The sequence below is a fragment of the Streptomyces sp. W1SF4 genome (assembly GCF_003950035.1).
Classification (GTDB): Bacteria; Actinomycetota; Actinomycetes; order Streptomycetales; family Streptomycetaceae; genus Streptomyces; species Streptomyces racemochromogenes.
Genome location: NZ_CP034350.1, coordinates 6,872,042 through 6,896,923 on the forward strand (window position 1 = coordinate 6,872,042; position 24,882 = coordinate 6,896,923).

A 24,882-nucleotide genomic window follows, 5' to 3' on the forward strand; every position below is an offset into this window, starting at 1 on the left:
TGCCGGTTAAGCCCGCGTCTCCCCCAGCTACCGCTGGGAGGGGCCCCCAGGTGCCGTGCATCGGCGCGTTGGCGGGGCGCCCTTGTGCTGGGCGTACTCGGGTGCTCGGCCAACGCGACGAGGTGCGGTGCCGGGCGGCGCGGGTCTGGGGGCACCTCCCAGCGGTAGCTGGGGGAGCAAGATCCGGAAGACACGGCCTAGGGGCCGCCAGGTGCCGTGCCGTGCGGGACGTTCGCCCCACCCCTCAGGCGAGTCCCAGGGCGAAGACGGCGAAGCCCGCGGCCAGCAGCCCCGCCACGGCGCGGCGTACCGCCGGGGCGAGGCGGCCCCGCGAAGGGACCGGGGCGGTCTCGAACCGGCGGGCGTACCGGGCGATGACGACCAGCAGTACCGCGAACACCGGCATCCACGCCGCCCGTGCCGCGATCCAGCCGAGGGTGTCGGGCGCCGTCGTCAGCCCGGGCACCGCGCCCGCGAGCCCGCCGGGGACGGCCGCCGCCAGCATCGCGGTCTGGTGCCAGCACAGGACGGTCATCGCGGACAGGTTGACCACCACCACCGGCGCCCACAGCACCGGCCGGGCCAGCAGCCCCGCCAGCCGGTCCCGCAGCAGGATCGCCGCCCCCGACTGCGCCGAGGCCAGCGCCAGCACCAGCAGCGACGGCGGATGCGAGTTGGTCCGCGCCTCGCCCGGCACCCCGACCATCGACGCCGGGTAGTGGAAGACGAGCAGCAGCACCGCGAACAGTGCCGCCCCGCCCGCCAGCAGCAGCCACGCCCCGCGCCGCCCGATCCGCCGCCCGGCCCACGCCACGCCCAGCTGGTACGCGAACATCCAGCCCGGCAGCACGTTCAGCACGGACAGCCAGGACGGCACCGCCCCGGACAGCGGCCCGTACCGCAGGAAGTCCACCACCGCGACCGACCCGAGCAGCGGCGCTGCCGCCCACCCGCCGAGCCGCCCCGCCGCCCGCACGCAGTACGGGGTCAGGGCCGTGACCACCGCGTACACCCCGACGAACCACAGGGGTTGCACCACCAGCGTGGCCCCCGTACGCAACGTGGCCTCCGGCACGCCCGCCGCGTACAGCACCGGAGCGGCCAGCGCCCACACCACCGTCACCCCGAGCACCGGCCGCCCCAGCCGGACCATCCGCCCCTTCAGCCACGCCCCGGTCGAGCCGGTGCGGCGGCCGAAGGAGAGCGCCGACGCGTAGCCGCCCACCAGGAAGAAGACGCCGAGCATCTGGAGCACCCAGCTCGCCGGGGCGAGGGCGCCGAAGGCCGACAGCGGGCTGGCGTTGTGCAGGCCGCCCTCCGCGTCGAGGGTGAATCCGCCGAGCAGCCAGTGCCCCGTGGGCACCGCCAGCAGGGCCAGCGCCCGCAGGCCGTCCACCGCCCGGTCCCGGTGGGCCGGCGTCCGCCGCTCGATCCGCTCCGCCGCGCCCCGCAGCAGCGCCACCGCGCTCATCGGACCTCCCCCTTCGCGATCACGGCGAACGCCGCCAGGGACCGGGTGCCCGGCGTGAAGTAGCCGGTGTGGCCCCGGACGTCGCCGGCCGGGACCCGGCGCGCGCCGAAGGCGGGGGAGGACGGGTCGGCGCCGTGACCGAGGCCCGCGAACTCGACGTTCGGCACGTCCGCGATCCAGTCGGAGGGCCCGCGTGCCGCCCACACGCGGGCCCGGGTGCCGAGGCCCGCCGCCGTGTCCGCGCGCATGCCCGGGGAACCGAGCGCGACGACGTCGGAGGCGTCCGTGTGACGGGCCGCCAGGCCGCACACCACGGAGCCGTAGCTGTGGCAGAACAGCACCGGATCGGGAGCCCCGACCGCGTCCAGCCCGGCGGTGAACCGGGCCAGCCGGACCGCCCCCGCTCCGGCCAGCCGCCCGGTCGCCGCGTCCAGGCCCACCCCCACCGGGGTGGTGTAGCCCGTCCACGCGATGACGGCCGTCCCGTCGCCGGCGGCCCCCCGCAGCGCGCGGGCCATCCCGGCCGGTCCGGTGTGCGGGGCCCGTGCCGCGTCGTGCGTGCCGGCGTCGTTGTCCGACCCCGGTACGACCACCGAGACGTGCGCCGCGCGCTCCAGGTCCCCGAACACCTCCACGACCTGGCCCCGCCCGCGCGGGTCGAAGGCCAGGATCCGCCGGCCGGGTCCGGCGAGGGAGGCGTAGCGGGCCTCGCCCGTCGCGAGGACGGCCAGCCGGTTGGCCTCGTACCGCAGGGGGAGCGGCGCCCCGTCCAGATTGCCGACCACGAGCGGGTGGGCCCGTACCAGCTCCCGGCGCGCGTCCCCGTCCAGGGCGGCGAAGAACCGCGCCACCTCGTACGGGGAGGCCGCCTCCGGATCGGGCAGCGCCCGCCCCCCGGCCGACCCCGCCCGCCAGGCGGCACTCCCGGGCGGCGGCCCGGTGACGGCCGGCCGGCTGTCCCCGGCGGCCCATCCGGCGGTCCCCGCCACCACGGCCACCGCCAGCGCTGCCGCGACGACCGTCCTACGGAAGCGGCGCATGCCCCTTCCCCCTCTCCTCGAGCCGGCCCCCGTGCCGGGCCGTTGCCGAGGAGGAAGGTAGGAAGCAGGTACCCGGCCGCACGTCGGACCGTGGAGCCAAGCCGGATGTCATACCCCGGTAGGGGGTGGAGGAGGCGGGTCGCCATCGGAGGCGTTCCTGCGGGTGAAGGTGGCCACCTGATCGGATGACGGACCTTCCCGAGGACGCGGAGGGCCGATAGAACCAAGCTCGTGACCAGCACCCTCGCCCGCCGGGCCGCCGCCTTCGCCCTGGCCTTCGTCCCCCTCTCCCTTCCCGCCACCACGCACGCAGCGCCGACCGCTCAGCTGGCACAGCGCATCGTGCTCACGAACTCGGACGACGGCCGCACCCTGGTCGCGAACCCGGGTGACGAAATCGAAGTCCGGCTCACCGGTTACCGCGAGAACGGACTCACCTGGACCTGGAGCACGCCGACGTCCGGCGATTCCACGGTGTTCCGGCGGACGGCGGGACGCACGGCGCCGAACGGAGACGCGTCGGCCGCCTTCCAGGCGGAACAGGACGGCGCCGCGACCATCACCGCGCAACGAAGCTGCCGCCCCGACGCGGGCCGGGTCTGTCCCTCGGTGATCACGCCGTGGAAGGTGACGGTCGAAGCGAAGTGACACGCCATTGACGTGCCCCGCCGTGTGACGAGCCCCGGGCGGCGCCTCCGGCACGGCGCCTCCGGCACGGCGCCTCCGGCACGGCGCTCAGGACGGCGTCACCAGCATGCGCAGGAGCCCGGGTTCGCCTTCGAGTGACGACAGGGCCTTCCCGAGGATGGCCCCGATTGCCTGCCCGCGGTCGGACACGCGCATGGCGCACCCCTCGGTGGGTGAGGTCGTGAGGAGGTCCCCCGTGGAGATCGCCCCGTACTGAGGGTCTGCTTTGACGTAGACCTGCCCTGCGAGTGCCAGCGTTACGTGGTGCTCGGAGTCGGGGTTGCTCTGCATGACGGATCCAGGGTTGAGGCCGCCGGCCCCTGATACGACTCCGGTCGCGCGTGTCGTATTGCGTGCCGCAGGGTGTGAGGAGACCTTCGTTTCCGATGACGAGCACGGTACCCGGTTCGAAATCGTCTTCCGACGCAAAGGTCTCCGCATAGTCGCCGCCCAGCGCGCTGAATTTGTAAGAGCTCACCTCATCGGGGAAATACCCGGTTTTCGCGCTTACTTGATTGGTGCTCTCCAGGTTGCCCTCGATTCTGACATTTCCTGAAGCCAGGACCCTGCCATCGAATCTCGCGGCGTACTGCTGGCCCTTGCCGTAGACGCCGATGCCCTGTTCGCTGTGGCCTGCGACCCCGCAGGTACTTCCCTTGCCCTGTCCGCGTACAGCGTCTGTTCCCGCTCCGCCTGTTGACTCCCCGTAGACGCCGATCCAGGTTTCGCTCACCCCTACGACGCCACTCCCGCGTGCTCTCCCCTCGACCCCGAATCCGTCCTTGCTCACGCCCGAGACTGCTGTGGCATTGGCCTTTGCCACCAGGGTAACTACGCCATCCGCCGTGGTGATCCGCACTTGTTCATTGAAGTCGCTCGCTTGATCCTCCGAGATGGAAGACGGGCGGTAGTCGATCCAGGAGAAGCTGACCGATTGGCGGCAGCGGAAAGTCGGCTACTCTTCGAACGTACGACTGCGTTCGGTACGGCAAGTCGTCAAATGCGATTGAAATTGCAATATGTGATGGGGCGACGAAAGATTCGGCGACGGCCTGTCCCGGCGCGACGACGGACACAGGTCTGCGCCTCGTGACGGAGCGGCCGAGCGGCTGACCCGGGCCCTGGCCGAGGGCGGGGTCGCCGGGGTGGTGCCTCCAAGGCGGGCCGGGTGCGGTCACCGGCGGTCTGTCACAGGGGCCTCCCGGAAAGGGCTTCCGGGAGGCCGGTTGCGCGCGTCAGCGGGCGGCTGCCTCCAGGAGGACGTCGACCAGGCGGTCGGCCGCGTCCGGGCGGCCGTACGCGCGGGCGCGGTCGGCCATGTGGGCCCGGCGGTTGGGGTCGGTCAGGAGCGGGCCGATCGCGTCGGCCAGGTGCTGGGCGGTGACCTCGCCGAGCAGTGCGACGGCGGCGCCCGCGTCGGCCAGGTGCTGGGCGTTGTGCGCCTGCTCGTTGCCGGCCGAGGTGGCCAGCGGGACGAACACCGCCGGCTTGCCCAGCGCCGTGAGCTCGGCCAGCGTGCCGGCCCCGGACCGGGACAGCACCACGTCGGCGAGCGCCAGGACGTCCGGCAGCTCCGGGCCGACGAAGCCCGTCACGTGGTAGCGGCCCTGGAGGACCGGGTCCAGGCCGGCGGCCGCGAAGCGCAGCTCGTCCACGTTGGCCGGGCCGCACTGGTGGATCACGTTCGCGTGGCTCAGCAGCCACGGCAGCACCTCGCGCACCACGCCGTTGATCTGCTGGGCGCCCTGCGCGCCGCCGGTGACGTAGACGGTCGGCAGGCGGCGGTCGAAACCGGTGAGGTTCAGCGCGTGCACGGCCTTGTCGGGGTGCCCGGACAGCACCTCCGGGCGGACCGGGTTGCCGGTGACGACGGCGCGCTCGCGGACCTCGGCCGGCAGCAGCGGCAGCGAGGACTCCGAGGACACGGCGATGCGGGTGGCCGACCCGGCCAGCTTCCGGTTGGCTAGGCCCAGGCGCACGGTCTGCTCGTGCAGCACCAGCGGCCGCTTGCACATCCGCGCCGCCAGTCCGGCCGGCACCGCGACGTACCCGCCGGTGGCGAGCACCACGTCGGGGGCGAACTCGGACACGATCGTCCGGGCCTGGGCCACGCCGAGCGGCACCTTCGCCATGTCCTTCATGTTCGCCGCGGACAGCATCTTCAGCGGGTTCGCCGAACGGCGGATCTTCCCGGTGGCGACGGTCTTGAACGCGATCCCCTCGGCGGGGGCGACCCGGGCCTCCAGGCCGTCGGCGGTTCCGATCCACAGCACGTCCAGCGTGCTGCCGGCGGCCGCGAGACGGCCCTGCAGGGTACGGATCGCGGTCAGGGCGGGGTAGGTATGCCCACCGGTCCCCCCGCCAGTGACGAGCAGCCGGAAGGAACGGGGAAGCGCGGAAGAAAGGTTCACCCGGCCACCCTAACCGCCCTGGTGGAGCGGGCCGCGGCGCCGGGTGGCCCGACGCGGACCGGACCGGCGGACACACCGGCCGTCAACTGTCAGGAATGGGGTCTATTGGGGTGTATCCGCCGCTCGGACCGCCCCGGGGGTGTCCTCACCGCCGGGTCACGGGTCCCGGCGTACCGTGGCGGGGTGCACACCGCCCCGGCCCAGGTGCAGGCCGTCCTGGAGGCACTGCCGCGCGCCGCCATCGTCCAGAGCGGGGACGAGCAGGTGATCGCCGTCAACCGCCGCTTCACCGACATGTTCGGCCTCGACGCCGTGGGCGTCGCCCACACCCCCGGTGCCCCCCTCGGCCCCGTGGTGGAGGCGGTCTGCGCGACCTTCGCCGAACGCCCCGCCTGGGTGGTCGACACCGCGCACGCGATCGCCGCCCGCAGGATCCACCGGACCGCCGAGATCCCCCTGAAGGACGGCAGGATCATCCGCCGCGACGTGGAGCCCCTCTACGACCCCGACCGCAACCTGCTCGGCTCGCTGTGGACCGCCGAGGACGTCACCGAGGAGAAGCGCCGCGCGCACGCCCTCGAACGGGACAACCGGACCCTCGCCGAACTGGCCGGCCAGCGCAACGAGTTCGTCGCCCTGGCCTCGCACAGCCTGCGCACCCCGCTCGCCTCCGTCATCAGCTTCTGCGAACTGCTGGCCGATCCCGTCTCCGGCCCGCTCACCGCGGAGCAGCGCGAGTTCCTCGACGCGGTCCACCGCAACGCCCGCCGCATGGAACGGGTGATCACCACCCTGATGGAGACCACCAGGATGCGCGCACCCCAGCTGAACCTGGAGTTCGGCCAGGTCGACGTACCGCGCATGCTCACCCACGCCGTCCTGGACCGGATCGCGACCACCGAGGCCGCCGGCGTGTTCGTCGTCCTCGACGCGGCTCCGGGCCCGCCCCTCCACGGCGACGAGCTCCGCCTCGAACACGTCCTCGCCAACCTGCTGGAGAACGCCGCCAAGTTCACCCCGCCCGGCGGCACCGTCACCGTCACCTCGGCCGTCGACGGCGACCACTGGACCGTCGACGTGGCCGACACCGGCATCGGGGTGCCCGCCGACTACCGGGAGGAGATCTTCTCCGGCTTCGTCCGCGCCCCCAACGCCGAGAACGGCGGATACCCCGGGACCGGCCTCGGCCTGGCGCTGAGCCGCGACATCGTACGGCGCCACGGCGGCGACCTGTTCGTCGCCGACGCCCCCGGCGGGGAGGAGGGCGGAGCCGTGTTCACCGTACGGCTGCCCGTCGCCGGGCCGGGCCCCCACACCGGCGCCGACACCGGCGCGGTCGTCCCGTGAGCCGGATCCTCCTCGTCGAGGACGACCCCGACCTCGCCGCCGCCCTGCGCGCCCTCCTCGGCCGAGCCGGGTACGAGGTCCGGCACGCCGCCGACGGCAGGGAGGCCCTGCGCCGCCTGTTCGCGGACCGTCCCGACCTGATGCTCCTCGACATCGGCCTGCCGGAGCTCGACGGCTGGCAGGTGCTGGAACGCACCCGGGACCTGACCGACCTCCCGGTCCTGCTCCTCACCGCCCGCGGGGAGGAGGCGGACCGGGTACGGGGGCTGCGCGCCGGTGCCGACGACTACCTGCCCAAACCCTTCGGGCAGGAGGAACTGCTCGCCCGGATCGAGGCCCTCCTGCGCCGCGCCGGACGGCCGGGCTGGGCGGGGGACCGGCAGGACTCCGCGCTGCACCTGGTCCCCGAGCGCCGCGCCGTCCTCTGGCACGGCGCCGAGATCCGCCTCAGCGACATCGAGTACCGGCTGCTGCAGACGCTCGTACGCAACCGGGGGCGGGTCGTCACCACGGACCAGCTGCTCGTCCAGGTGTGGGACGACCCGGCGGGCCTGGGACGGGACCGGGTCAAGTTCGCGGTACTGCGGGTCCGGCGCAAGATCCAGCAGGCCGCCGGCCGCCACGCGGAGGACCCCATCGAGGCGGTGCGCGGACTCGGCTACCGCTACCAGGGCGACGAACGCGACGAACGCGACGAGCGGCCTTGAGGCCGTTGCCGGTCCCGGTCCCGCTGCCGGTCCCGTCGCCCAGGCCCGGGACGTAGGGCCCGCCCCCGGCGGGGCGCAAAGGCCCCGCCGGCACGGGCCGAAAGGCCCGAGCCGCCCCGCCGTCCGTGATCGCAACCGTCCGGCAACCGGTACGGCGGCGTGCGGCAACCCCCGCTCCCCACGCTCCGGGGTGTCCCGCCCCGTCCGGCCGCAAGGAGCCTCCGCATGACCGGCCTGCCCCCGCGCAGCATCGCCGTCGTCCTCGGGACCCGTCCCGAACTGGTGAAGCTGACCGAGCTGTGCCGCCTGCTCGGCCCCGCCGCCCGGCTCGTGCACACGGGGCAGCACTACGACGAGGACATGTCCGGCCGCTTCCTGGGCGAACTGGGCCTTCCCGAGCCGACGTACCTGACGGGCATCGGCGGCCGGCCGCGCGCCGTGCAGATCTCGGCCGGCCTCGCCCAGCTCGACGAGCTCTTCACCCGGCACCGGCCCCGCGCGGTCGTCGTCCAGGGCGACACCAACGCGGCCCTGTCCGGCGCCCTCGCGGCCAACGCCCGCGGCCTGCACCTGGTCCACGTCGAGGCGGGGCTGCGCAGCCACGACCGGGCCATGCCGGAGGAACACAACCGGGTGCTGATCGACCGGCTCGCCGACGTGCTGTGCGCGGCGACCCCCGAGAACCGGGAGAACCTCCTGGCCGAGGGCCTGCCCGCCGACCGGATCGAACTCACCGGCAACACGGTCGTCGAGGCCGTCCGCGCCCACCTGCCCGGTGCGCGGGACCGCGACGCCCTGCTCGCCCCGCTCGGCGTGCACCCGGACGCGTACGTACTGGCCACCGTGCACCGGCCCGAGAACACCGACGACCCGGCCGCGCTGCGCGCCGTGCTCGGCGAACTGGCCGGCCTGGCCCGGACCCTCCCGATCGTCCTCCCGCTGCACCCCCGCACCCGGGCCCGGATCGAGGCCGAGGGCCTGGCCGGGGCCCTGGACGCACTGCGGGTCACCGCGCCGCTGGGCTACGCGCAGTTCCTGGGGCTGGCCCGGCACGCGGCGCTGCTGGTCTCCGACTCCGGCGGGGTGCAGGAGGAGGCGACCGTACTGGGCCGCCCGCTGGTCGTGGTCCGCAACTCCACCGAACGCCCCGAAGCCATGGCCGACTTCGCGACCCTCGTACGCCCCGGACCGGAGCTCGGCGCCGCCGCGCGCGAGCGGCTCGGCCAGGGCCGGGCCCTGCGCGAGCGGCTCGCCGCGCTGCCGAGCCCGTTCGGCGACGGCCTGGCCTCGCGCCGGATCGCCGCCCTGCTGGCCCGCCCGGCCACCCCCGCCCCCGCCGCCACCGCGTCCGCCCCCGCCGCCCGGCCCTTCGCCGCCTGAGGACCCGCCCCCGTGCCGCACACCGACCACCTCCTCCTGTTCCTCTTCCCCTTCCTCCTCCTCGCCGGCTTCCTCCTCTACGCCGCCGGATCCCGGCACGCCTACCGCAACCGGCCGGCGACCGAACCGGGCGATCCGGCCGCCTTCGACTGGCACTTCTTCGTCCCCTGCCGCGACGAGGAGGCCGTGGTCGCCACCACCGTCGCCCGGCTCCGCGCCGACTTCCCGTACGCCCACGTGTGGGTGGTCGACGACGCCAGCGACGACCGCACCGGCGCCATCGTCGCCGCCCTCGCCGAGGACGACGTACAGCTGCACCTGGTGAGCCGGTTCCGGCCCGAGGCCCGTACCGGCAAGGGCGCCGCGCTCAACGCCGCGTACCGCGAACTCGGCGAGCTGCTCGGCCCCGGCGCCGACCGGGAGCGGGTCGTCGTCTGCGTCGTCGACGCCGACGGCCGGCTCGACCCCGCCGCCCCGTCCCTGGTCAGCGGCCCCCAGGGGTTCGGTCACCCGGACACCGGGGGAGTGCAGGTCAGCGTGCGGATGCGCAACGTCGACGACCCGCGGCCGCTGCCGGACCGCGGCCGCGCCGCGAACGCCCTCGCCCGCCTGCTGGTCCGCGTCCAGGACATGGAGTTCGCCGTGTCCAACGCCGGCATGCAACTTTTGCGCGCCCGCACCGGATCGGTCGGGCTCGGCGGCAACGGCCAGTTCACCCGCCTGTCGGCGCTGGACCGGATCGCCGAGGCCGAACGCCGCCCCTGGCGCGAGGCGGCCCTGCTGGAGGACTACGAACTCGGCCTCCACATGATCCTCACCGGCCACCGGATCAGCCACGTCGCCGACACCTGGGTGTCCCAGGAAGGCCTGCCGCACGCCCGGCGCCTGCTCGCCCAGCGCACCCGCTGGGCCCAGGGCAACCTCCAGTGCGTCCGCTACGCCCCGCGCATCCTCTCCTCACGCCACTACACCGGCAGCGGCGTCCTGGAGACCCTGTACACCTTCGGCCAGCCGCTGGCGCACCTCTTCTCCCTGGTGCTCTCCGCCGTCCTGCTGGCGGTCCTCGCCCTGAACGGTTTCACCGGTGCCCTCGCCTGGTGGCCCCTGGCGCTCGGCCTGGCGGTGCTCTCGGTGCTGCCCTTCCTCCTGTGGGGCCCGGTCTACCGCAGGGACTTCACCCCCGACGCCTCCCGGGCCCGGGGGCTCCTGTGGGGCGTCGCCCTGTGGCTGTACGCCTACCACCTCTTCCCCGTCGCGGCCCGGGCCTTCGTCCGCATCCTCCGGGGCCGCACCGGCTGGTCCAAGACCCGCCGCAACGCCGACCCCGTCACCACCGGCCCGGTCGCCCTGGAGCACTAGCCACCCGCCACCAGGCACCGGCCACCAGGCACCGCCACCACGCATCAGGCGGCGTCGCCCGGGCGGACCAGGCCCGCCTCGTACGCGAAGATCACCGCCTGGGCCCGGTCGCGGAGGTCCAGCTTCCCCAGGACCCGGCCGATGTGCGTCTTCACCGTCTGCTCCGCCAGGACCAGGTGCGCGGCGATCTCCTGGTTCGACAACCCCCGCGCGATCAGTTCCAGCACCTCCGTCTCGCGCGGCGTCAGCCCGTTCAGCCGCAGCGCCGGATCCCTGCGCGGGGCCGGCCGCTGCCGGACGAAGTCCGCGATCAGCCGGCGCGTCACCGACGGCGCGAGCAGCGCCTCGCCCGAGGCGACCACCCGGACCGCCGCGATCAGGTCCGCCGGCGGGGCGTCCTTCAGCAGGAACCCGGACGCGCCCGCGCGCAGCGCCTCGTACACGTAGTCGTCGATGTCGAAGGTGGTCAGCATCAGCACCTTCGGCCGGTGCGTCACCCCCGGCGGCGGGTCCAGCAGCTCGCGGGCCGCGGAGAGCCCGTCCAGTTCCGGCATCCGTACGTCCATCAGCACGACGTCGGGGTGCACCGTGCGCGAGACCCGGATCCCCTGGCGGCCGTCGGCGGCCTCGCCCACCACGTCGATGTCGGCCTGCGCCGACAACAGCGCGGCGAACCCCGCCCGGACCATGGCCTGGTCGTCGACGATGATCACGCGGATGGTCAACTGGGCTCCTCGGTGCGGGAGGCGACGGGGTCGGGCGGCGGGTCGAGGGGGAGCCGGGCGGCCACCCGGAAACCGCCCTCGGGCAGCGGGCCGGCGTCCAGCGTCCCGCCGGTCAACCGTACGCGTTCGCGCATCCCCACCAGCCCGTGCCCCGTCCCGGAACGCTCCAGCTCCACCACCGCGTCCCGGGCCGGCCCGTTGACGACCAGCACCAGGACCTCCCCGTCCTGCGCGGAGTACGTCACCGAGACGCGGGCCGGCGCGCCCGGGGCGTGCCGCACCACGTTGGCGAGGGCCTCCTGCACGATGCGGTACGCCGACAGGTCCACCGCCGGCGGCACCGGCGCGTCCGCCAGAGCGGCGGCCAGGGAGCACTCCACCGGCTGCCCCGCCCGCACCGTCGCCTCCACCAGCTGCTGGATCCGCGCGATGCCCGGCTGCGGCGCCCGGTCGCCTTCCGCGCCGTCGGAGCCCGAGTCGCCCCGCAGCACCGTCAGCAGCCGCCGCATCTCGCCGAGGGACTCGCGCGCACTGGCCGCGATCGCCGCGAACTCCTCCCGCACCGGCCCCTCCAGGCCGGGCAGCCGGTACGGGGCGGAGTCCGCCTGCACCGTGATCACCGACATGTGGTGGGCCACCACGTCGTGCAACTCCCGCGCGATCCGCGCCCGTTCCTCCAGCAGGGTGCGCCGGGCCCGCTCCGCCTCGCTGATGCTCTCCTGCTCGGCGACGCGCTGCCGAGCGTCACCCAGCCCGCGCAGCGCGCCCGTCACGGCCAGCACGCAGCCGCTGAGTACGAACAGCAGCGCCACCGTGTTCGTCACCCCGGCCGGCGCGAAGAACCCCAGCACCACCCCGGCCGCACCCGTCACCAGCCCCACCCGCACCAGCGTCCGCACCGGCTCGCGCAGCCCCACGCACACCATCAGCGCCAGGTAGCCGACCACCACCATCGGCGTCCACGGCCAGGCTTGCCCCGCCACCCGGTCCGCGCCCACCAGCAGCAGCACCGCCCCCACGACGTCCGCGAGCAGCACCGCGCCCCAGGCGGCCACCGGACGCGACACCGCCAGCAGCAGCGGCACCGTCTGCGCCACGCCCAGGGCCCCGGCCAGGCCGCCGCCCATGCCGTAGTCGTTGGTCAGCACCGCGATCGTCACCGGCAGCAGCGACACCACGAAGACGCCCATCACGGCGAAGGGCAGCATCCGCAGCCACGGGCTGGCCGCCCGCGCCAGCAACGGCTCGCCCGCCCGCGCGGGCGTCCGCAGCGCCCGCGCGAACCGGTCCCACCCGACGGACGGCCGCGGCTCACGGGCCGCGCCGGCCGTCGCCGCCCCCGCGTCCGGCCTTCTCCCGCCGGCGGGCTTGCGCACTCTCAGGCTCATGATCCCGCCAGCCTATGCGCACGCGCCGCCGGCCGGGATCCGCGAGGGTCTCGTTCCCCCGGCGCGTCCCGCTCGTTGAGCGGGCATGGAGCTGCTGCCGACCATCGCGGGGCCGGGCGTCGGTGAACGGGCCGACGCCGCGGCCGACGCCGCCTGCCACCTCTACGACGCCGTCGCGCCCTGGAGCGGGGGAGGGCCCGGCGGATGGAGCCGGACCGCCGCCGAGGACGCCGCCGAGACCATCGAGACCACCGCGCACGCCCTCGCGTACGTCCACCCGCGCGCCGAGGTGATCCTCGCGCCGGTGCACGCCGCCCTGGCGGACCTGCGCCGCCAGCTCGCCCTCTCCCCGGCCGACCCGCTGACCGCCGCGGGCGTCCCGGCGACGCCCCGTACGGTCGGCAACCCGCGCCGCACCCGCTGGGAGCGGGTGGTCACCGCACCAGTGCCCCGGCAACCGCCGTCTGGTACAGCTTCCTGATCTCCGCCCCGAAGTAGGAGCTGTACGAGGTGTCCGCGGTCGGCCCGCCCGTCTTCCAGCCGCCGATCACCCCGACGACGTCCCCGGTCATCGTCTGCGCGTCGTAGCGGGCGAGGAAGGGGCCGCCGCTGGTCCCGCCGGGATAGCCGGTGCAGTCGATCCGCAGGAAGGAGCCGGGGCTCTTCGGGTCGCCGCTGGTGAACTTGGTCGTCTTGTTGACGCACACGCGCGGGCGGGCCGCCGCCGCCGGATGGCCGATCAGGGTGACCTTGGGGTGGTTGAAGGTGGCCCCGGTGACGAGCCGGTTCCCGCCGACGACGTCCTCCACCGGGAGGCCGTCGGAGCCCGGACCGACCTGGGCGAAGGCCACGTCGAGGGTGGCCGCCCGATCGGGCCCGTCGGTGCGGTACCGGGGGGCGATCCACACCTTCGAGCGGCCCGCCGCGTCCCGCAGCACGGGGAAGAGGCCGTACGGGCGCGGTTTCGCGCGCGTGTACTGCGGTACGAAGGCCACCTGGCGGGTGTCCGTGCCGAGCAGGCAGTGCGCGGCGCTGAGCACCATGTCGCGGCTGGGGGAGGAGACCACGCTGGCGGTGCAGAAGTAGGCGCCGCCGCCCTGCATGACGAACATCCGGCCGACGACCGGGATGCCGTCGAAGTCCTGCCCGACGCCGTTCGTGGCCGGCACGGCCGCCTTGTCGGACCCGCTCGGCGCGGGCGCCGGTACGGGCACGGCGGGTTCGGTCGGCGGTGCCGGTGCCGGTGCGGCCGGCGCGGGTGTGGCGGACGCCGGGCCGGGGACGGCGGCGTCGGGTGCCTCAGGAGCGGGCACGGCGGCGTCCGGAGCGGGTACGGCGGCATCGGGGGAGGCCGGCGCGGGCGGCGCCTCCGGCCGGGCCGGCGAGGCCGGGTCGGCAGCCTGGGACGGGGCCGTCGCCGGGGACGGCCCCGGCGACGCGGGACCGGCCGCCGCCGGCCCGGGACCGGAGGCCGGGACGGCGCCCGAGCCCGGCTCCGGTTCGGTCACGGGCAGGGCGGAGGCCATCCGGTCCTCCGTCCAGAAGGCCGTGGCCTCCCGCGCCGACCAGCGCTCGGAGGCGGCCTCGGCCCGCTCCGCCGGAGCGACGGGCAGTGCCCCGCCCGGCAGCATCAGGGCGGCGGCCGCCGCGGCCGCGGCCGTCACCACTGTCAACAAACGTCGCATGTCTCGCTCGCTCCTGTCGTGACCGGCCTGATCCACAAGACGCCGCCTAGACGGCCTGGGGGAAGCGGAACAGCCTGCCCGGGTCGTAGGCACGCCTGATCTCCTCCAGGCGGGGGAGGTTGGACCCGTAGTAGGCCCCGCGCCAGCCGGCGAGTCCCGGGTCGGCGTAGTTCTGGTAGGCGCGGCCGCCCGCACACGGGCGCAGGTCCCGCCACAGCCCGTCGAGCCAGCCCTGGTGCCGCACGACCTCGGCGGGCGCCGCCGACCGGGGCCAGTACGCGAGGTACTGGGCCAGGAAGGCGCTGTCCCGGTGCACGAACGCGGTGGCCGCGGCGGGCACCCGGTTGACGGCCCCGCCGCACACCCCGTCGAGCTGGACCACCCCGAACCCGCCGCCCGGCACCTCGCGCCCGTACCGCCCGATCGCGGCGAGCACCGCCGCCACCGCGGCATCCGGCAGGCCCCCGCCGTCCCAGAAGTCGGAGCGGGCCGCGTACGACTCCCGGCCCAGACGCCCCCGCGGATCCCGGCCGGGCAGCCGCCCCGGCAGCCGGCACTCCCCGGCGCCGCGGTCCGCGCAGCCGGCCATGGCCCGCACGGTGTCCCCGTAACCGCGTACGGCGGACCAGGCGTCCCGCGGCTCCCGGCCCACCAGGCCGGTCAGCCGGGCCAGTTCCCGCTCCAGCTCCGCCCGCCCGTCCAGGCACACCGCCCGGAGGGCCGGGACCGACTCCCGCCCCGCCTCCACGGTGAACTCCACCTGGCTCCAGAACGGGTCCGGCAGCCCGCCCAGCCACCGCTGCCAGCCCCGCACCACCGCCGCGGAGTCCCCGGCGGGCCAGTGCAGTTCGGCGTACGCGGCGTCCCCGACCGGATGGGTGCGCAGCCGGAGCTCGGTGACCACGCCGAAGTTGCCGCCCCCGCCGCCGCGCAGCGCCCAGTACAGGTCGGGGTCCCGGTCGGCGCCGACCTCGCGGACCACCCCGTCCGGGGTGACCACGCGGGCGCCCGAGAGCCGGTCCGAGGTCGTCCCGTATGCCCGCGAGCCCAGCCCCAGCCCGCCGCCGAGGGCCAGCCCGGCGATGCCGACGGAGGGGCACAGCCCGGCGGGGACGCCCAGGCCGCGCGCGGCGAGGGCTTCGTGCACCTCCGCGAGCCGGGCCCCGGCGCCGACCCGCACCTCGTCGCCGTCGGCCGTGACGGCGGCCATCGCCCCGGTGTCCACCACCAGCGCGCCGGCGGCCGTCGACCACCCCGCGTAGCTGTGGCCGCCGCCGCGCGGCACCACCGCGGCGGCGGAGCGCCGGGCGAAGTCGAGGCAGACGGCCACGTCCCCGGCGTGCGCGGGATAGGCCACCGCCGCGGGCGCGACGGTGTCGTAGCGGGGTTGGAAGAGCTGCCGGGCCTCCGCGTAGTCCGCGTCCCCCGGAAGGACCAGCCGGCCGTCCATCGCACGGCCGAGCGCCCCGAAGTCGGGCCCCGCCCCGCCCGCGGAACGCGCACCTGGCCGCCCGCCGGCGGTCCGCGCGCCGGCGGTCCGCGCGCCGTCCGCCCGCGCGCCCGTCCCGGTGGCGGCGAGCACGGCGGCTGCCGTACTCGCGAGAATCCGGCGGCGTGGAAGGCTCATTCCTCCTTCCTGCCACCGCCGGGCCCGATCGCCGAGCAGGCGGGCCCGCCGGGCGCCGCTTCCCGCCCGAACGGACCACGGCCGCGCCCGCGGGCGGCCCCCCGACCGGCTTTAACGTTCCGCCAGCGCGGCCAGCGCCGCACGGGCCGCGTTCTCGCCCTCCTCGTACGCGTGGGCCCGCGCCTCCCGCACGGCGTCGTCGAGCTGGCGCACCGCCTCGCCCCTGCGGCCCGTCGCGGCCAGAGCCTCGCCGTACAGGGTGCGCAGCACCACCCGCCGGGGCGCCGCCGCCGGCGGGGCCACCAGCGCCAGGCCCCGGACCGCGTGGTCGGCGGCCGCCTCGGCCGCTCCCACCGTCAGCAGGTGCTCCGTGAGGTGCTGGAGGGCCAGGGCGGCCGTGTCCGGCCGGGCCGCCCGCTCGGCCAGCGCGAGCGCCGCGCCCAGCAACTCCGCGGGCCGGGCACGTTCCCCCGCCCGTACGAGCGCCACGGCGAGGTTGATCCGGGCGATGGCCTCCGCGTTGGCGTCGCCCGCCAGGGCCGCGAGGTCCGGCGCCAGCTCCAGCTGCGCGAGGGCCTCCTCGGGGCGGCCCTCCTCCGACAGCACCCAGCCGAGCAGGGCCCGGGTACGGGACTGGGCGCCGGGGTCGCCGTCGGCCTCGGCGCAGGCCAGCGCCCGTTCGAGCAACGGCACCCAGCCGTCGCGGACCTGCCACACGATCAGCGGCCACTGGAGCAGCACCAGCCGCCAGGCCCGGTCGTGCAGCCCGGCGGCGACGGCCGACTCGACCGCGCCGCGCAGCGCGTCCCGTTCGGCGGAGAACCAGGCCAGGGCGTCCGCGCGGTCGGCGAACGGCCGCACCGGGGCGGCCCGCCGGACCCCGTCGGGCAGCGCACAGCAGGGCTCGCTGCCCGGCTCGGCGGCGGCGCAGGCCGCGAGGAGCGTGCGCAGCCAGTGGTCGAGCAGCCGCAGCAGCCCCTCCGGGTCGTGCCCCGGCGACAGGCTGCGGGCGTAGAGCCGCACCAGGTCGTGCAGTACGTAGGACTGCGGGCCCGCCTCCACCACCAGCTGGGCGGCGGCCAGCTGGTCCAGCGCCGCGGCGGCCTGACTGGGCAGGCAGCCGCCGAGCGCGGCGGCGGTGCGGACGTCGAGGGCGGCCCCGGTGTGCGGCCCCAGCCGGTGGAACATCCGCCGGGCCGGCTCCGGCAGGTGCTGGAGCGTGAGGCGGAGCGCGGCGGCGACGCCGGTGTTGCCCACGTTCAGCAGGTCCAGCCGGGTGTGCTCGTCGGCGAGTTCGCCCGCGAAGGCGGCCAGCCCCTGGTGCGGGCGGGTCGCGAGCCGGGCCGCCGCCACGCGCAGCGCCAGCGGCAGGCCGTCGCACAGCCCGGCGAGGCGCGCGGCGGCCTCCGGCTCGGCCGCGACCAGCTCCGGGCCGAGCACGGCGGCGAGCAGCTCGGTGGACTGCGCGGCGGGCAGCTCGCGCACGGGCACGGGGCGGGCGGCGTCGGAGACCACCAGCTCACCGAGCCGGCTGCGGCTGGTGACGAGGGTGACGCAGTCGTCGCCGCCGGGCAGCAGCGGCCGCACCTGCGCGGAGTCACGGGCGTTGTCGAGCACGACCAGCATCCGGCGCCCGGCGGTCAGCTCCTGGTAGCGGGCACCGAGGGCCTGCGGCGAGTCGGGCATCCGCTCGGCGGGGAGGCCGAGCGCGAGCAGGAACTCGCGCAGCACGGAGGTGGTGTCCCGGGCGGGGATGGGGCTGTAGCCGTGGAGGTCGGCGAAGAGCCGGCCGTCGGGGAAGTCCGCGCGGCGCCGGTGCGCCCAGTGCAGGGCCAGCGCGGTCTTCCCGACGCCGGCGCTGCCGGTGAGCATGACGACGGGGCCGGGGCCGGCCGCCACGGCCCGGTCGAGCGCCGCCAGTTCCCCGCCGCGCCCCGTGAACCCCCCGGGCCGCCGGGGCAACAACTGCGGCCCCACCGAGTCCCGCCCCCACGAAAACGCCTCCCCATACCGAGCCCCGGGGGTGCCGGGGGTGCCGGTGACCCCTACGGCCCCTATGGCCCCGGGGGCCCCTATGGCCCCGGGGGACCCCTCGGCCCCGGTAGTACTCGCGGCCTCGGGTGCCCCGGGGGTACCTGCGGTCCTGCCGGCCCCTGTGGCCCCGTCCGCGGCCCCGCCGCGGCCTACGGCCCGGGGGGTCCCCGCCGCGCCGGTAGTCCCCGCGGCCTCGGGAGTGCCGGTGGCCCCGGCGGGGCCAATGACTCCGGATGCCCCGGGGGTCCTCGCGGGGCCGCCAGTACCCGCGGCCTCAGGGGCGCCGGTGGTCCCGGCGGTGCCTGTGCCCCCGAGTGCCTCGGGGGTCCTCGCGGGGTTGTGGGTACCCGCGGCCTCGGGGGTGCCGGTGGTCCCGGCGGTGCCTGTGCCCCCGAGTGCCTCGGGGGTCCTCGCGGGGTTGTGAGTACCCGCGGCCTCAGGGGTGCCGGTGGTCCCGGCCGTGCCTGTACCCCCGGATGCCCCGGGGGTCCTCGCGGGATTGTGGGTACCTGCGTCCTCGGGGGTGCCGGTGGCTCCGGCGGTGCCTGTGCCCCCGAGTGCCTCGGGGGTCCTCGCGGGGTTGTGAGTACCCGCGGGCTCGGGGGTGCCGGTGGTCCCGGCGGTGCCTGTGCCCCCGAGTGCCTCGGGGGTCCTCGCGGGGTTGTGAGTACCCGCGGCCTCAGGGGTGCCGGTGGCTCCGGCGGTGCCTGTTTGCGCGGGTATCCCAGGGTTCCCCGCAGCGCTGCCGGTACCCCCCGCCCCAGGGGTGCCTGCTGTCTCGGTGGCTCCGGGAGTGCCCGCCACCCCTGCGGCTCCACCGGCCTCGGGGGTCCCTACGCCCTCGGCAGCCCCTACGACTCCACTGGCCCCGGCAGTACCCCCAACCCCTTCGTCTCTGGAGGCATCCGGGGTCCCGGCAGCGCCAGTGCCCCAGGGGGTCCCTGTGGTTCCGGGGGTACACGCGGCCCCGGTACTCGTGGCCCCGGGGGTCCCGGAGGCCCCCGTGATGCCGGGGGTATGTGTGGCCCCGGAAGCCCCTGTGACCCCCATGGCCCTGTGGGCACCTGACGTCCCGGCAGCATCCGTGGCACCGGTGGTACCTGCGGCCCCCGCTGCCCCTGCCGCCTCGGCTGCGCTCGTGGCCTCGGTGGCCCTTACGGTCCCGGGCGTCCCGGATCCTCCCGGCGTCCCGGATCCCCCCGGCGTCCCGGGCGTCCCGGCTACCCCGGCCACCTCGGACGTTCCGGGGCGGGGACCGGTCCCGGCGGCTCCCATTCCTGTCGCCCCGGCCTGCCGCCCGGCTCCGCTGCCTGCCGTGCCCGCCGGCCCGGCCTGCCGCCCGGGTCCGCCGACTCCCGGGCCTGCGGCCCCGCCGGCTCCACGGCCCGGCCGGGCTGGGGGCCTTGTGGCCGCACCGGGGGGCGTCGCGGAGCGGAGCAGAGCGGTGTACGCGTCCGAGAGCACCGCTCCGGGGTCGACACCCAGTTGCTCGGCGAGCAGTTCCCGCGTGCGGTGGTACCAGTCCAGGGCGTCCGACTGCCGGCCCGACCGGCCCAGCGCCAGCATCAGCGCGGCGATCAGCGGCTCCCGCAGCGGGTGCAGCACGGCCTCCACCCGCAGCAGCGCCGCCGCCGCCGCGTATTCGCCCAGCAGCGAGTGCGCCCCGGCCAGCTCCTCCACGGCGGCCAGCCGAAGCTCGTCCAGCCCGTGCGCGGCGGCCTCCAGCAGGGGCCCGCCCACGGTCCCGCCCAGCGCGGGCCCCTCCCACAGCGCGAGCGCGTCCCGCAGGAGCCGTACCGTGTCGGCCGGTTCGCACTGTTCCCGGGCTTCCCGGTGCAACCGCTCGAAGCAGTGGGCGTCCACCCGGGCCTCGGGCAGCCGCAGCGCGTACGCCGGCCCCTGGGTGAGGAGTTCGACCCCGTGGTCGGCGGCGCCGTGCTCGGCGAGCAGGGCCCGTAGCCGCGAGACGTGACCCTGTAGCACCGTCCGGGAGTGCCGGGGCGGGTCCTCGTCCCACAGCGCCCGGGTCAGCCGGTCGACCCCGACGGCCGCGTTGGGCCGCAACAGGAGCATCGCCAGCAGGCTCCGCCGCTTGGCGGGACCCAACTGCACGGGCCTCCCGCACTCCGCCACCGCGGAGACCGTCCCCAGCACGCGGAACCGCATGCATGCCCCTTCCATCTGCTTTTCCCCGCCCGAGCATATGTCTCGGTATTTCGGTGGATGAGGGGGATCCCGGCCAATCGTCACCGGCCCGCGCAACCGCCCCGCACCGCCCGTACCTGCGACGACGCGCGGACGGGCACTCGGACGACAGTGTGACGCAAGGATCCGGCGGCGGTTCCTTAGCCCGGCGTTAGGGCCGCGTTTGCGGGCGCTGGAACGCTGTTCCTCGTCGGGGGAGGCCCACACCGGACACCCGTCCTCCCCGCCCCGTGGGGGCGGGTGCCCGGTGCGGCCGACTGACCGGTGTGGCGTCGGCGGCTCCGGCCCCGGCCCGGCCCGGAACCCGGCCGCGGCCGGCTCCTGCCACGTGTCCGGCCTCGGCGGCGACTACGTCTGCGAGTACGGGGAGGCCTGGCAGACCTTCCCGGACGGCACGCGACAGGTCTTCATCGTCGGCACCGACTTCGCCGTGTGGACCCGCTACGGCAACACAAGCGGCGGCTGGTCCGGCTGGGAGTCGATGGGCGGCGAAGTCCGCGGCGGCGTCCGCATCGAGGGCAACCACACCTGGAACCCGACGATCTCCGCCGTGGGCAGGGACGGCGACCTCTGGTTCCGCCACCGCCTGAACAGCGGCAGCTGGACCGGCCGGCAGAGCTGACGACACCGGGCGGACGGCGGAGCCACCCGTGCGGGCCCGCCCGGCCCCGCAACGCCCCGGCACGCGGGCCAGCCCGCGCACCAGGCGCGTCCGGAGCCGCCCCCGGTTTCCCGAGCGCGCCCGCGGCGCCCCCGCGCGGCTCAGCCCACAGCCCCCGCCGGGCCCTGCGGGGCGGCAGGAACCCGCGCGGCTCAGCCCGCAGCCCCCCGCGGGGGCTTGCGGGCCAGCAGGAAGCCCTGGGGGTCCTGCTCGTCGGCGCCGGGCTCCCGGACCGTGCGGGCGACTTCCGCGAGGCCCGCCCCCGCGAGCAGCGAAGCGATCAGCTCCGGCGGGGTCCCGTACACGTCGAGGTCGACCGGATGCCCGTAGGCGTGCTCCAGCCGGCGCTGCCCGTCCCCCGCCGCGAACGCGACGAGCGCATGGCCTCCCGGCGCCAGCACCCGGGCGAACTCCGCGAAGACGGCGGGCAGTTCCCCGGGCGGGGTGTGCACGGTGGAGTACCAGGCGAGGACCCCGCCCAGCACGCCGTCCGCCATGTCCAGCCCGGCCATCCGGCCCACCTCGAACCGCAGACCCGGATAGCTGCGCCTGGCCACCGCCACCATCGCGGGGGAGAGGTCGACGCCGAAGGCCCGTACGCCGAGGCCGTCCAGGTAAGCCGTCACCCGGCCGGTGCCGCAGCCCAGGTCGGCGACCGCCCCGCCGCCCCCGCCGCGCACGTACTCGGCGAAGGCGTTCAGCAGCGCCCTGTCCAGGGGCCGGCCCTCCAGGTCGCCGTCCAGCAGCCGGGCGTAGTCGGCCGCGACGGTGTCGTAGGACGCCTGGACGGCACTGAGCCGCGAGGTCTGTGTCATGCCCCTGAACAGTAGCCCGTCCGGCAGCCCCGCTCACCCCGGCAGCCCGACGCCGGTCAGCCCCCGGCGAGCGGCGGCGGCAGCTCCGCCCACTGGTCGCCCGGCACCCCCGGACTCAGCCGCATCAGCGTGAGCGCCTTGACCGGCAGCGGTCCGCTGCGCAGCGCGTCCGCGTCGGCGGTGGGCTCCGCGGCGTCCAGCCCGGCCGCCAGGCAGTCGGCGAACGCCTCCGCCGAGCCCGCCGTCGAGGCGAGGGCCCCGGCCGCCAGGGAGCCGAACAGCTTGCGCCGCAGCGCCGTCCCGTCGTCCGTGACCAGCCGCCCGGAGAGCGGCGGCACCGGCAGGCCGTGCCGGGCCAGCCGGGCCGGGCTGATCCGGATGTCCGCCAGGTCGCGGTAGACCAGCCGCAGCGGGCTCCCGTCGGGCGCCAGCACCACCAGCAGGTTCTGCCCGTGGGCCTCCAGCGCCACCCCGAGGTCCAGCACCCGCAGGCACACCGACAGCGCCAGCCGGGCGAACGCGGCCCGCCAGGCCGCGGACCCGGCCAGGTCCGTGCCCGCCAGCGCCGCCACCGGCACGACCCGCTCGCCGGGACCCGCGTACGCCTCGGGGGGCTCGCGGAGGACCGCCGCCAGGTCCGGGCTGTACGCGGTGGCCGCGCCCAGCGTGCGGGTGACGTGCAGCCGGCCGTCGAGCCGCTCGGTCAGCGCGTGGGCGAACGAGGAGACCACGGCTGCCGTCTCCACCGAGTACGCGGAGATGTCCCGGACGGAGGAGGTCAGCCGGGTGCTCAGCGCCGTCTTCACGTGCGGGCCGCCCGCCGCCGGGGCGAGCGTGCGCAGCGCCATCAGCGGGTGCGCGGCGAACCCCGGCAGGACCTCCTCGCCCTTCAGGACGTGCTCGGCCTGCCAGGGGTGGACCGGCACCAGGATCCGGTCCCCGTCGCGCAGGTGCTCCGGCCACCGGCCGGCGACCAGGCACTCCGCGGCCCGTACGGGAACCAGCCCGAGCTCCACCACCGGCCGGTGCTCCGGCGCGTACGCCAACTGCTCGGCCACCGTGAATCCGGGCCGGGAGCGGCAGTTGGGGTGGTACGGGTGCCCGTCCACCACCCGTTGCTCCCACTCCCACCCGGCCGCCGGCTCCGCCCGCTCCCCGTCCGGCTGCCCCGCCCGGGACAGGGCCAGGGAGGCGGAGCTGTCGTCGAGTTCGGCGGCGAAGGCGGCGCCGTGCGGCACCCCCAGCGCCTCGACCAGCCGGGCCGCCTGCCGGTGGGGCCGCCCGTCGAGCCGGACCTCGGCGACGCGCGAGCCCGTCGCGTACGGGTCGGGGCGCGGCCCCTCCAGCCGCCGGCCGTCGGCCAGCAGCAGGGTGAGGGAGTCCGGCCCCGGCTCCCGGCCCGCCACCCACGGCAGCGGCTCGAAGGCCAGCGCCCGCCAGAGCCGGGTCAGCACGGCGGAGCGGGCCCCGTCCAGCGAGGCCTCGTACGCGGCCCCGAGCCCGGGCCGTACGCCGGCCAGCGCGAGCGCGGCGGCCGCCTCGGCGGCGGTGGCGGGAGAGTGCCCGGGGTCGGGCGGGGAAACATGCCTGCTGCGGTCCAGGGGTCCGGTCCTCTCGGGTCGGTTCAACCGGTGATCAGGTCATCATCGCGGATACTGAAGATCACGGCCGGTGGTCCCTCCCGCGCACCGCCGGCACACCTCGGACGGACCGAATGGAACCAGTGGACCTCAACACCGACGCCGACGCCCGCAGCGCCGCCCCGCTCCTGAACTGCCTGCTCCGGGAGGTGGGCGAGGCCGAGGGCGGGCAGGTCCACCGGCTGCGCGGCAGCGGGCGGCTGCTGCGGGTCTCCGGCGGCCGCCGGCCCGACCGCGCGGAGCTGCGGACGGCGGACGGCTGGCACCCGCTGGGCCACGCGGAGCTGGTCAAGCTGGTCTCCGACGAACTGCACCGCTACACCGGCGTCTCCAACGACGAGCTGCCCGGCGAGATCGAGGACAGCCGCCGGGCCGTCGCCGCGCTGCTGGCCGCCCGGGCGGCCGCCGACGCGCCCGAGGACCCGTACGTCCTGTCCGAGCAGGCCCTGGTGACGGGCCATCCGCACCACCCCGCGCCCAAGGCCCGGGGCGGCGCGCCCGCCGCGAGCTGGCTGCCGTACGCCCCCGAGGCGCACACCCGCTTCCCGCTCGTGATGCTCGGGCTGCGCGAGGACCAGGTGGCCGAGGAGGGCGGCCGGGCCGCCGCCGACGCGGTCGACGCGCTGGCCGGGATCCTCGACGGCCCCCGCCCGCCCGCCGGCTACCGCGCGCTGCCCGCGCACCCCTGGCAGCTGGAGCTGGTCGGCGGCCGGCGGGAGGTGCGCGAGGCCTTCGCCGACGGGCGGCTGCTGCGGCTCGGCCCGACCCGGCTCCCGGTGTGGCCGACCGCCTCCGTGCGGACCGTGTACGCGCCGGGGGCCGACGCCGACCTGTTCGCGAAGTTCAGCCTCGACGTCCGGATCACCAACGACGTGCGCCGGCTGTGGCGCCACGACCTGCTGAAGCTGCGCCGCACCGACTCCGCGGTGGAGGCCGGCTTCGCCGACCTGCGCCGCCGTACCGGATCGGGTGCGGTGTGGCTGGCCGACCGCGGGTACCGCACCGCCGCCTTCGCCTTCGAGGAGCTGGCCGTCCTCGTCCGCGACGGGTTGCGCGGCGGGGTGGCGGCGGGCGCGGTGCCGCTGCTGTCCGCCGCCCTCGCGGAGGGCTACCCCGGCAGCCCGCTGGAGTCCGCGCCCGACCCGGCCGGCTGGTGGCGGGCGTACCTGCGCCATGTCGTGCCTCCGGTCCTGGACCTGTTCGCCCGGCACGGGATCGTGCTGGAGGCCCACCTCCAGAACTGCCTGGTCGCCGTGGACGGCCGGGGCGTGCCGGTGCAGGCCCTCTTCCGCGACGCGGAGGGCGTGAAGCTCCCCGGGGACATGCCGCGCGAGGACGCCTGGCAGCGGCTCGTCTACTGCCTGGTCGTCAACCACCTCGCGGAGGTGGGCGGGGCCCTGGCCGAACGGCACCCCGGGGCGGCCGGCGGGGTCTGGCCGGCGGTCCGCGAGGAGCTGCTGCGCTACGACGCCGAGCACGGCCTGCCGGAGATCGCGGAGCTGCTCGCGGCCCCGGCGCTTCCGGCCAAGACGAACCTCCTGCTGCGCTGGACCCGGGCGGACGGGGCGGACGCGCGCTACCTGCCGCTGCCCAACCCGCTGCGGGGGGAGTGAGCGGGCGGCGGCCGGGCGTGGGATTCGGCCAAGCTGGGCCGGGCCGCCGCAGCCCCCGTGTGGAAAGGTATAGACCAATGCTAGGTT

19 protein-coding genes and 1 pseudogene are annotated in these 24,882 nt (G+C 76.3%); 8 read left to right on the plus strand and 12 right to left on the minus strand.

From position 1 onward, the window contains the following. Positions 1–244: 244 nt before the first annotated feature. On the minus strand, positions 245–1,471 hold the full coding sequence (locus D1J60_RS31875) for an acyltransferase (protein WP_125823497.1): 1,227 nt from the start codon (positions 1,469–1,471) through the stop codon (positions 245–247). Next, on the minus strand, positions 1,468–2,511 hold the full coding sequence (locus tag D1J60_RS31880; protein WP_125823498.1) for an alpha/beta hydrolase: 1,044 nt from the start codon (positions 2,509–2,511) through the stop codon (positions 1,468–1,470). Before D1J60_RS31880 ends, D1J60_RS31875 begins: the two co-directional genes overlap by 4 nt. Positions 2,512–2,742: 231 nt before the next feature. On the opposite strand from D1J60_RS31880, the gene D1J60_RS31885 reads away from it, so the two are divergent. Then, a complete protein-coding gene (locus D1J60_RS31885; protein WP_125823499.1) occupies positions 2,743–3,159 on the plus strand; it encodes a hypothetical protein in 417 nt (138 codons plus the stop codon). 87 nt (positions 3,160–3,246) lie between these two features. Here the strand turns inward: D1J60_RS31885 and D1J60_RS31890 are convergent, their stop codons facing one another. Continuing rightward, positions 3,247–3,489 carry a hypothetical protein gene (locus D1J60_RS31890; RefSeq protein WP_125823500.1) on the minus strand — a complete coding sequence of 81 codons (243 nt, stop codon included), beginning with the start codon at positions 3,487–3,489 and terminating at the stop codon, positions 3,247–3,249. Positions 3,490–4,433: 944 nt separating this feature from the next. Continuing rightward, the gene (locus D1J60_RS31895; protein WP_125596401.1) at positions 4,434–5,609 is read right to left on the minus strand and encodes a UDP-N-acetylglucosamine--N-acetylmuramyl-(pentapeptide) pyrophosphoryl-undecaprenol N-acetylglucosamine transferase; all 1,176 of its coding nucleotides are present in this window, start codon (positions 5,607–5,609) and stop codon (positions 4,434–4,436) included. 183 nt (positions 5,610–5,792) lie between these two features. Between D1J60_RS31895 and D1J60_RS31900 the strand changes: the two genes are divergently transcribed. The 4 genes from D1J60_RS31900 to D1J60_RS31915 all read left to right on the plus strand — a co-directional run bounded on the left by D1J60_RS31900 (position 5,793) and on the right by D1J60_RS31915 (position 10,402). After that, positions 5,793–6,956, plus strand: coding sequence for a PAS domain-containing sensor histidine kinase (locus D1J60_RS31900; RefSeq protein WP_241253472.1), 1,164 nt, complete (start codon positions 5,793–5,795; stop codon positions 6,954–6,956). Beyond that, on the plus strand, positions 6,953–7,663 hold the full coding sequence (locus tag D1J60_RS31905) for a response regulator transcription factor (RefSeq protein WP_125823502.1): 711 nt from the start codon (positions 6,953–6,955) through the stop codon (positions 7,661–7,663). Before D1J60_RS31900 ends, D1J60_RS31905 begins: the two co-directional genes overlap by 4 nt. A gap of 225 nt (positions 7,664–7,888) precedes the next feature. Then, positions 7,889–9,043 carry a UDP-N-acetylglucosamine 2-epimerase (non-hydrolyzing) gene (gene wecB, locus D1J60_RS31910; RefSeq protein WP_125823503.1) on the plus strand — a complete coding sequence of 385 codons (1,155 nt, stop codon included), beginning with the start codon at positions 7,889–7,891 and terminating at the stop codon, positions 9,041–9,043. Between the two features lie 12 nt (positions 9,044–9,055). Further along, entirely contained in the window at positions 9,056–10,402 is a 1,347-nt protein-coding gene (locus D1J60_RS31915) for a glycosyltransferase (protein ID WP_125823504.1), read from the plus strand. Between the two features lie 44 nt (positions 10,403–10,446). On the opposite strand, the gene D1J60_RS31920 is transcribed toward D1J60_RS31915, so the two are convergent. After that, entirely contained in the window at positions 10,447–11,127 is a 681-nt protein-coding gene (locus D1J60_RS31920; RefSeq protein WP_125596412.1) for a response regulator transcription factor, read from the minus strand. Further along, positions 11,124–12,515 (minus strand): histidine kinase, encoded by a 1,392-nt coding sequence (locus tag D1J60_RS31925; protein ID WP_241253473.1) that lies wholly within the window; start codon positions 12,513–12,515, stop codon positions 11,124–11,126. Before D1J60_RS31925 ends, D1J60_RS31920 begins: the two co-directional genes overlap by 4 nt. A gap of 85 nt (positions 12,516–12,600) precedes the next feature. On the opposite strand from D1J60_RS31925, the gene D1J60_RS31935 reads away from it, so the two are divergent. Beyond that, on the plus strand, positions 12,601–12,996 hold the full coding sequence (locus D1J60_RS31935) for a hypothetical protein (protein ID WP_125823505.1): 396 nt from the start codon (positions 12,601–12,603) through the stop codon (positions 12,994–12,996). Here the strand turns inward: D1J60_RS31935 and D1J60_RS31940 are convergent. The 4 genes and pseudogenes from D1J60_RS31940 to D1J60_RS31960 form a co-directional block, all read right to left on the minus strand. Continuing rightward, positions 12,950–14,200, minus strand: a complete 1,251-nt coding sequence (locus D1J60_RS31940; protein WP_125823506.1) for a trypsin-like peptidase domain-containing protein — start codon at positions 14,198–14,200, stop codon at positions 12,950–12,952. The genes D1J60_RS31935 and D1J60_RS31940 overlap by 47 nt on opposite strands. 46 nt (positions 14,201–14,246) lie before the next feature. After that, a complete protein-coding gene (locus tag D1J60_RS31945; protein WP_125823507.1) occupies positions 14,247–15,827 on the minus strand; it encodes an FAD-binding oxidoreductase in 1,581 nt (526 codons plus the stop codon). A gap of 111 nt (positions 15,828–15,938) precedes the next feature. Further along, complete coding sequence (locus D1J60_RS31950; protein WP_241253628.1) at positions 15,939–17,789, minus strand: NB-ARC domain-containing protein; 1,851 nt, start codon at positions 17,787–17,789, stop codon at positions 15,939–15,941. Positions 17,790–19,355: 1,566 nt separating this feature from the next. After that, a pseudogene (locus D1J60_RS31960) lies at positions 19,356–20,042 on the minus strand (AfsR/SARP family transcriptional regulator); the annotation flags it as partial. 271 nt (positions 20,043–20,313) lie between these two features. Between D1J60_RS31960 and D1J60_RS31965 the strand changes: the two are divergent. Next, positions 20,314–20,688, plus strand: coding sequence for a hypothetical protein (locus D1J60_RS31965; protein WP_125823508.1), 375 nt, complete (start codon positions 20,314–20,316; stop codon positions 20,686–20,688). Between the two features lie 191 nt (positions 20,689–20,879). Here the strand turns inward: D1J60_RS31965 and D1J60_RS31970 are convergent, their stop codons facing one another. Further along, on the minus strand, positions 20,880–21,542 hold the full coding sequence (locus tag D1J60_RS31970) for a class I SAM-dependent methyltransferase (RefSeq protein ID WP_125823509.1): 663 nt from the start codon (positions 21,540–21,542) through the stop codon (positions 20,880–20,882). Between the two features lie 56 nt (positions 21,543–21,598). Next, positions 21,599–23,143, minus strand: a complete 1,545-nt coding sequence (locus D1J60_RS31975) for an IucA/IucC family siderophore biosynthesis protein (protein WP_125824310.1) — start codon at positions 23,141–23,143, stop codon at positions 21,599–21,601. A gap of 113 nt (positions 23,144–23,256) precedes the next feature. Here D1J60_RS31975 and D1J60_RS31980 point away from each other — a divergent pair, with 113 nt between their 5' ends. Next, on the plus strand, positions 23,257–24,795 hold the full coding sequence (locus tag D1J60_RS31980; protein ID WP_125823510.1) for an IucA/IucC family protein: 1,539 nt from the start codon (positions 23,257–23,259) through the stop codon (positions 24,793–24,795). Positions 24,796–24,882: the final 87 nt, after the last annotated feature.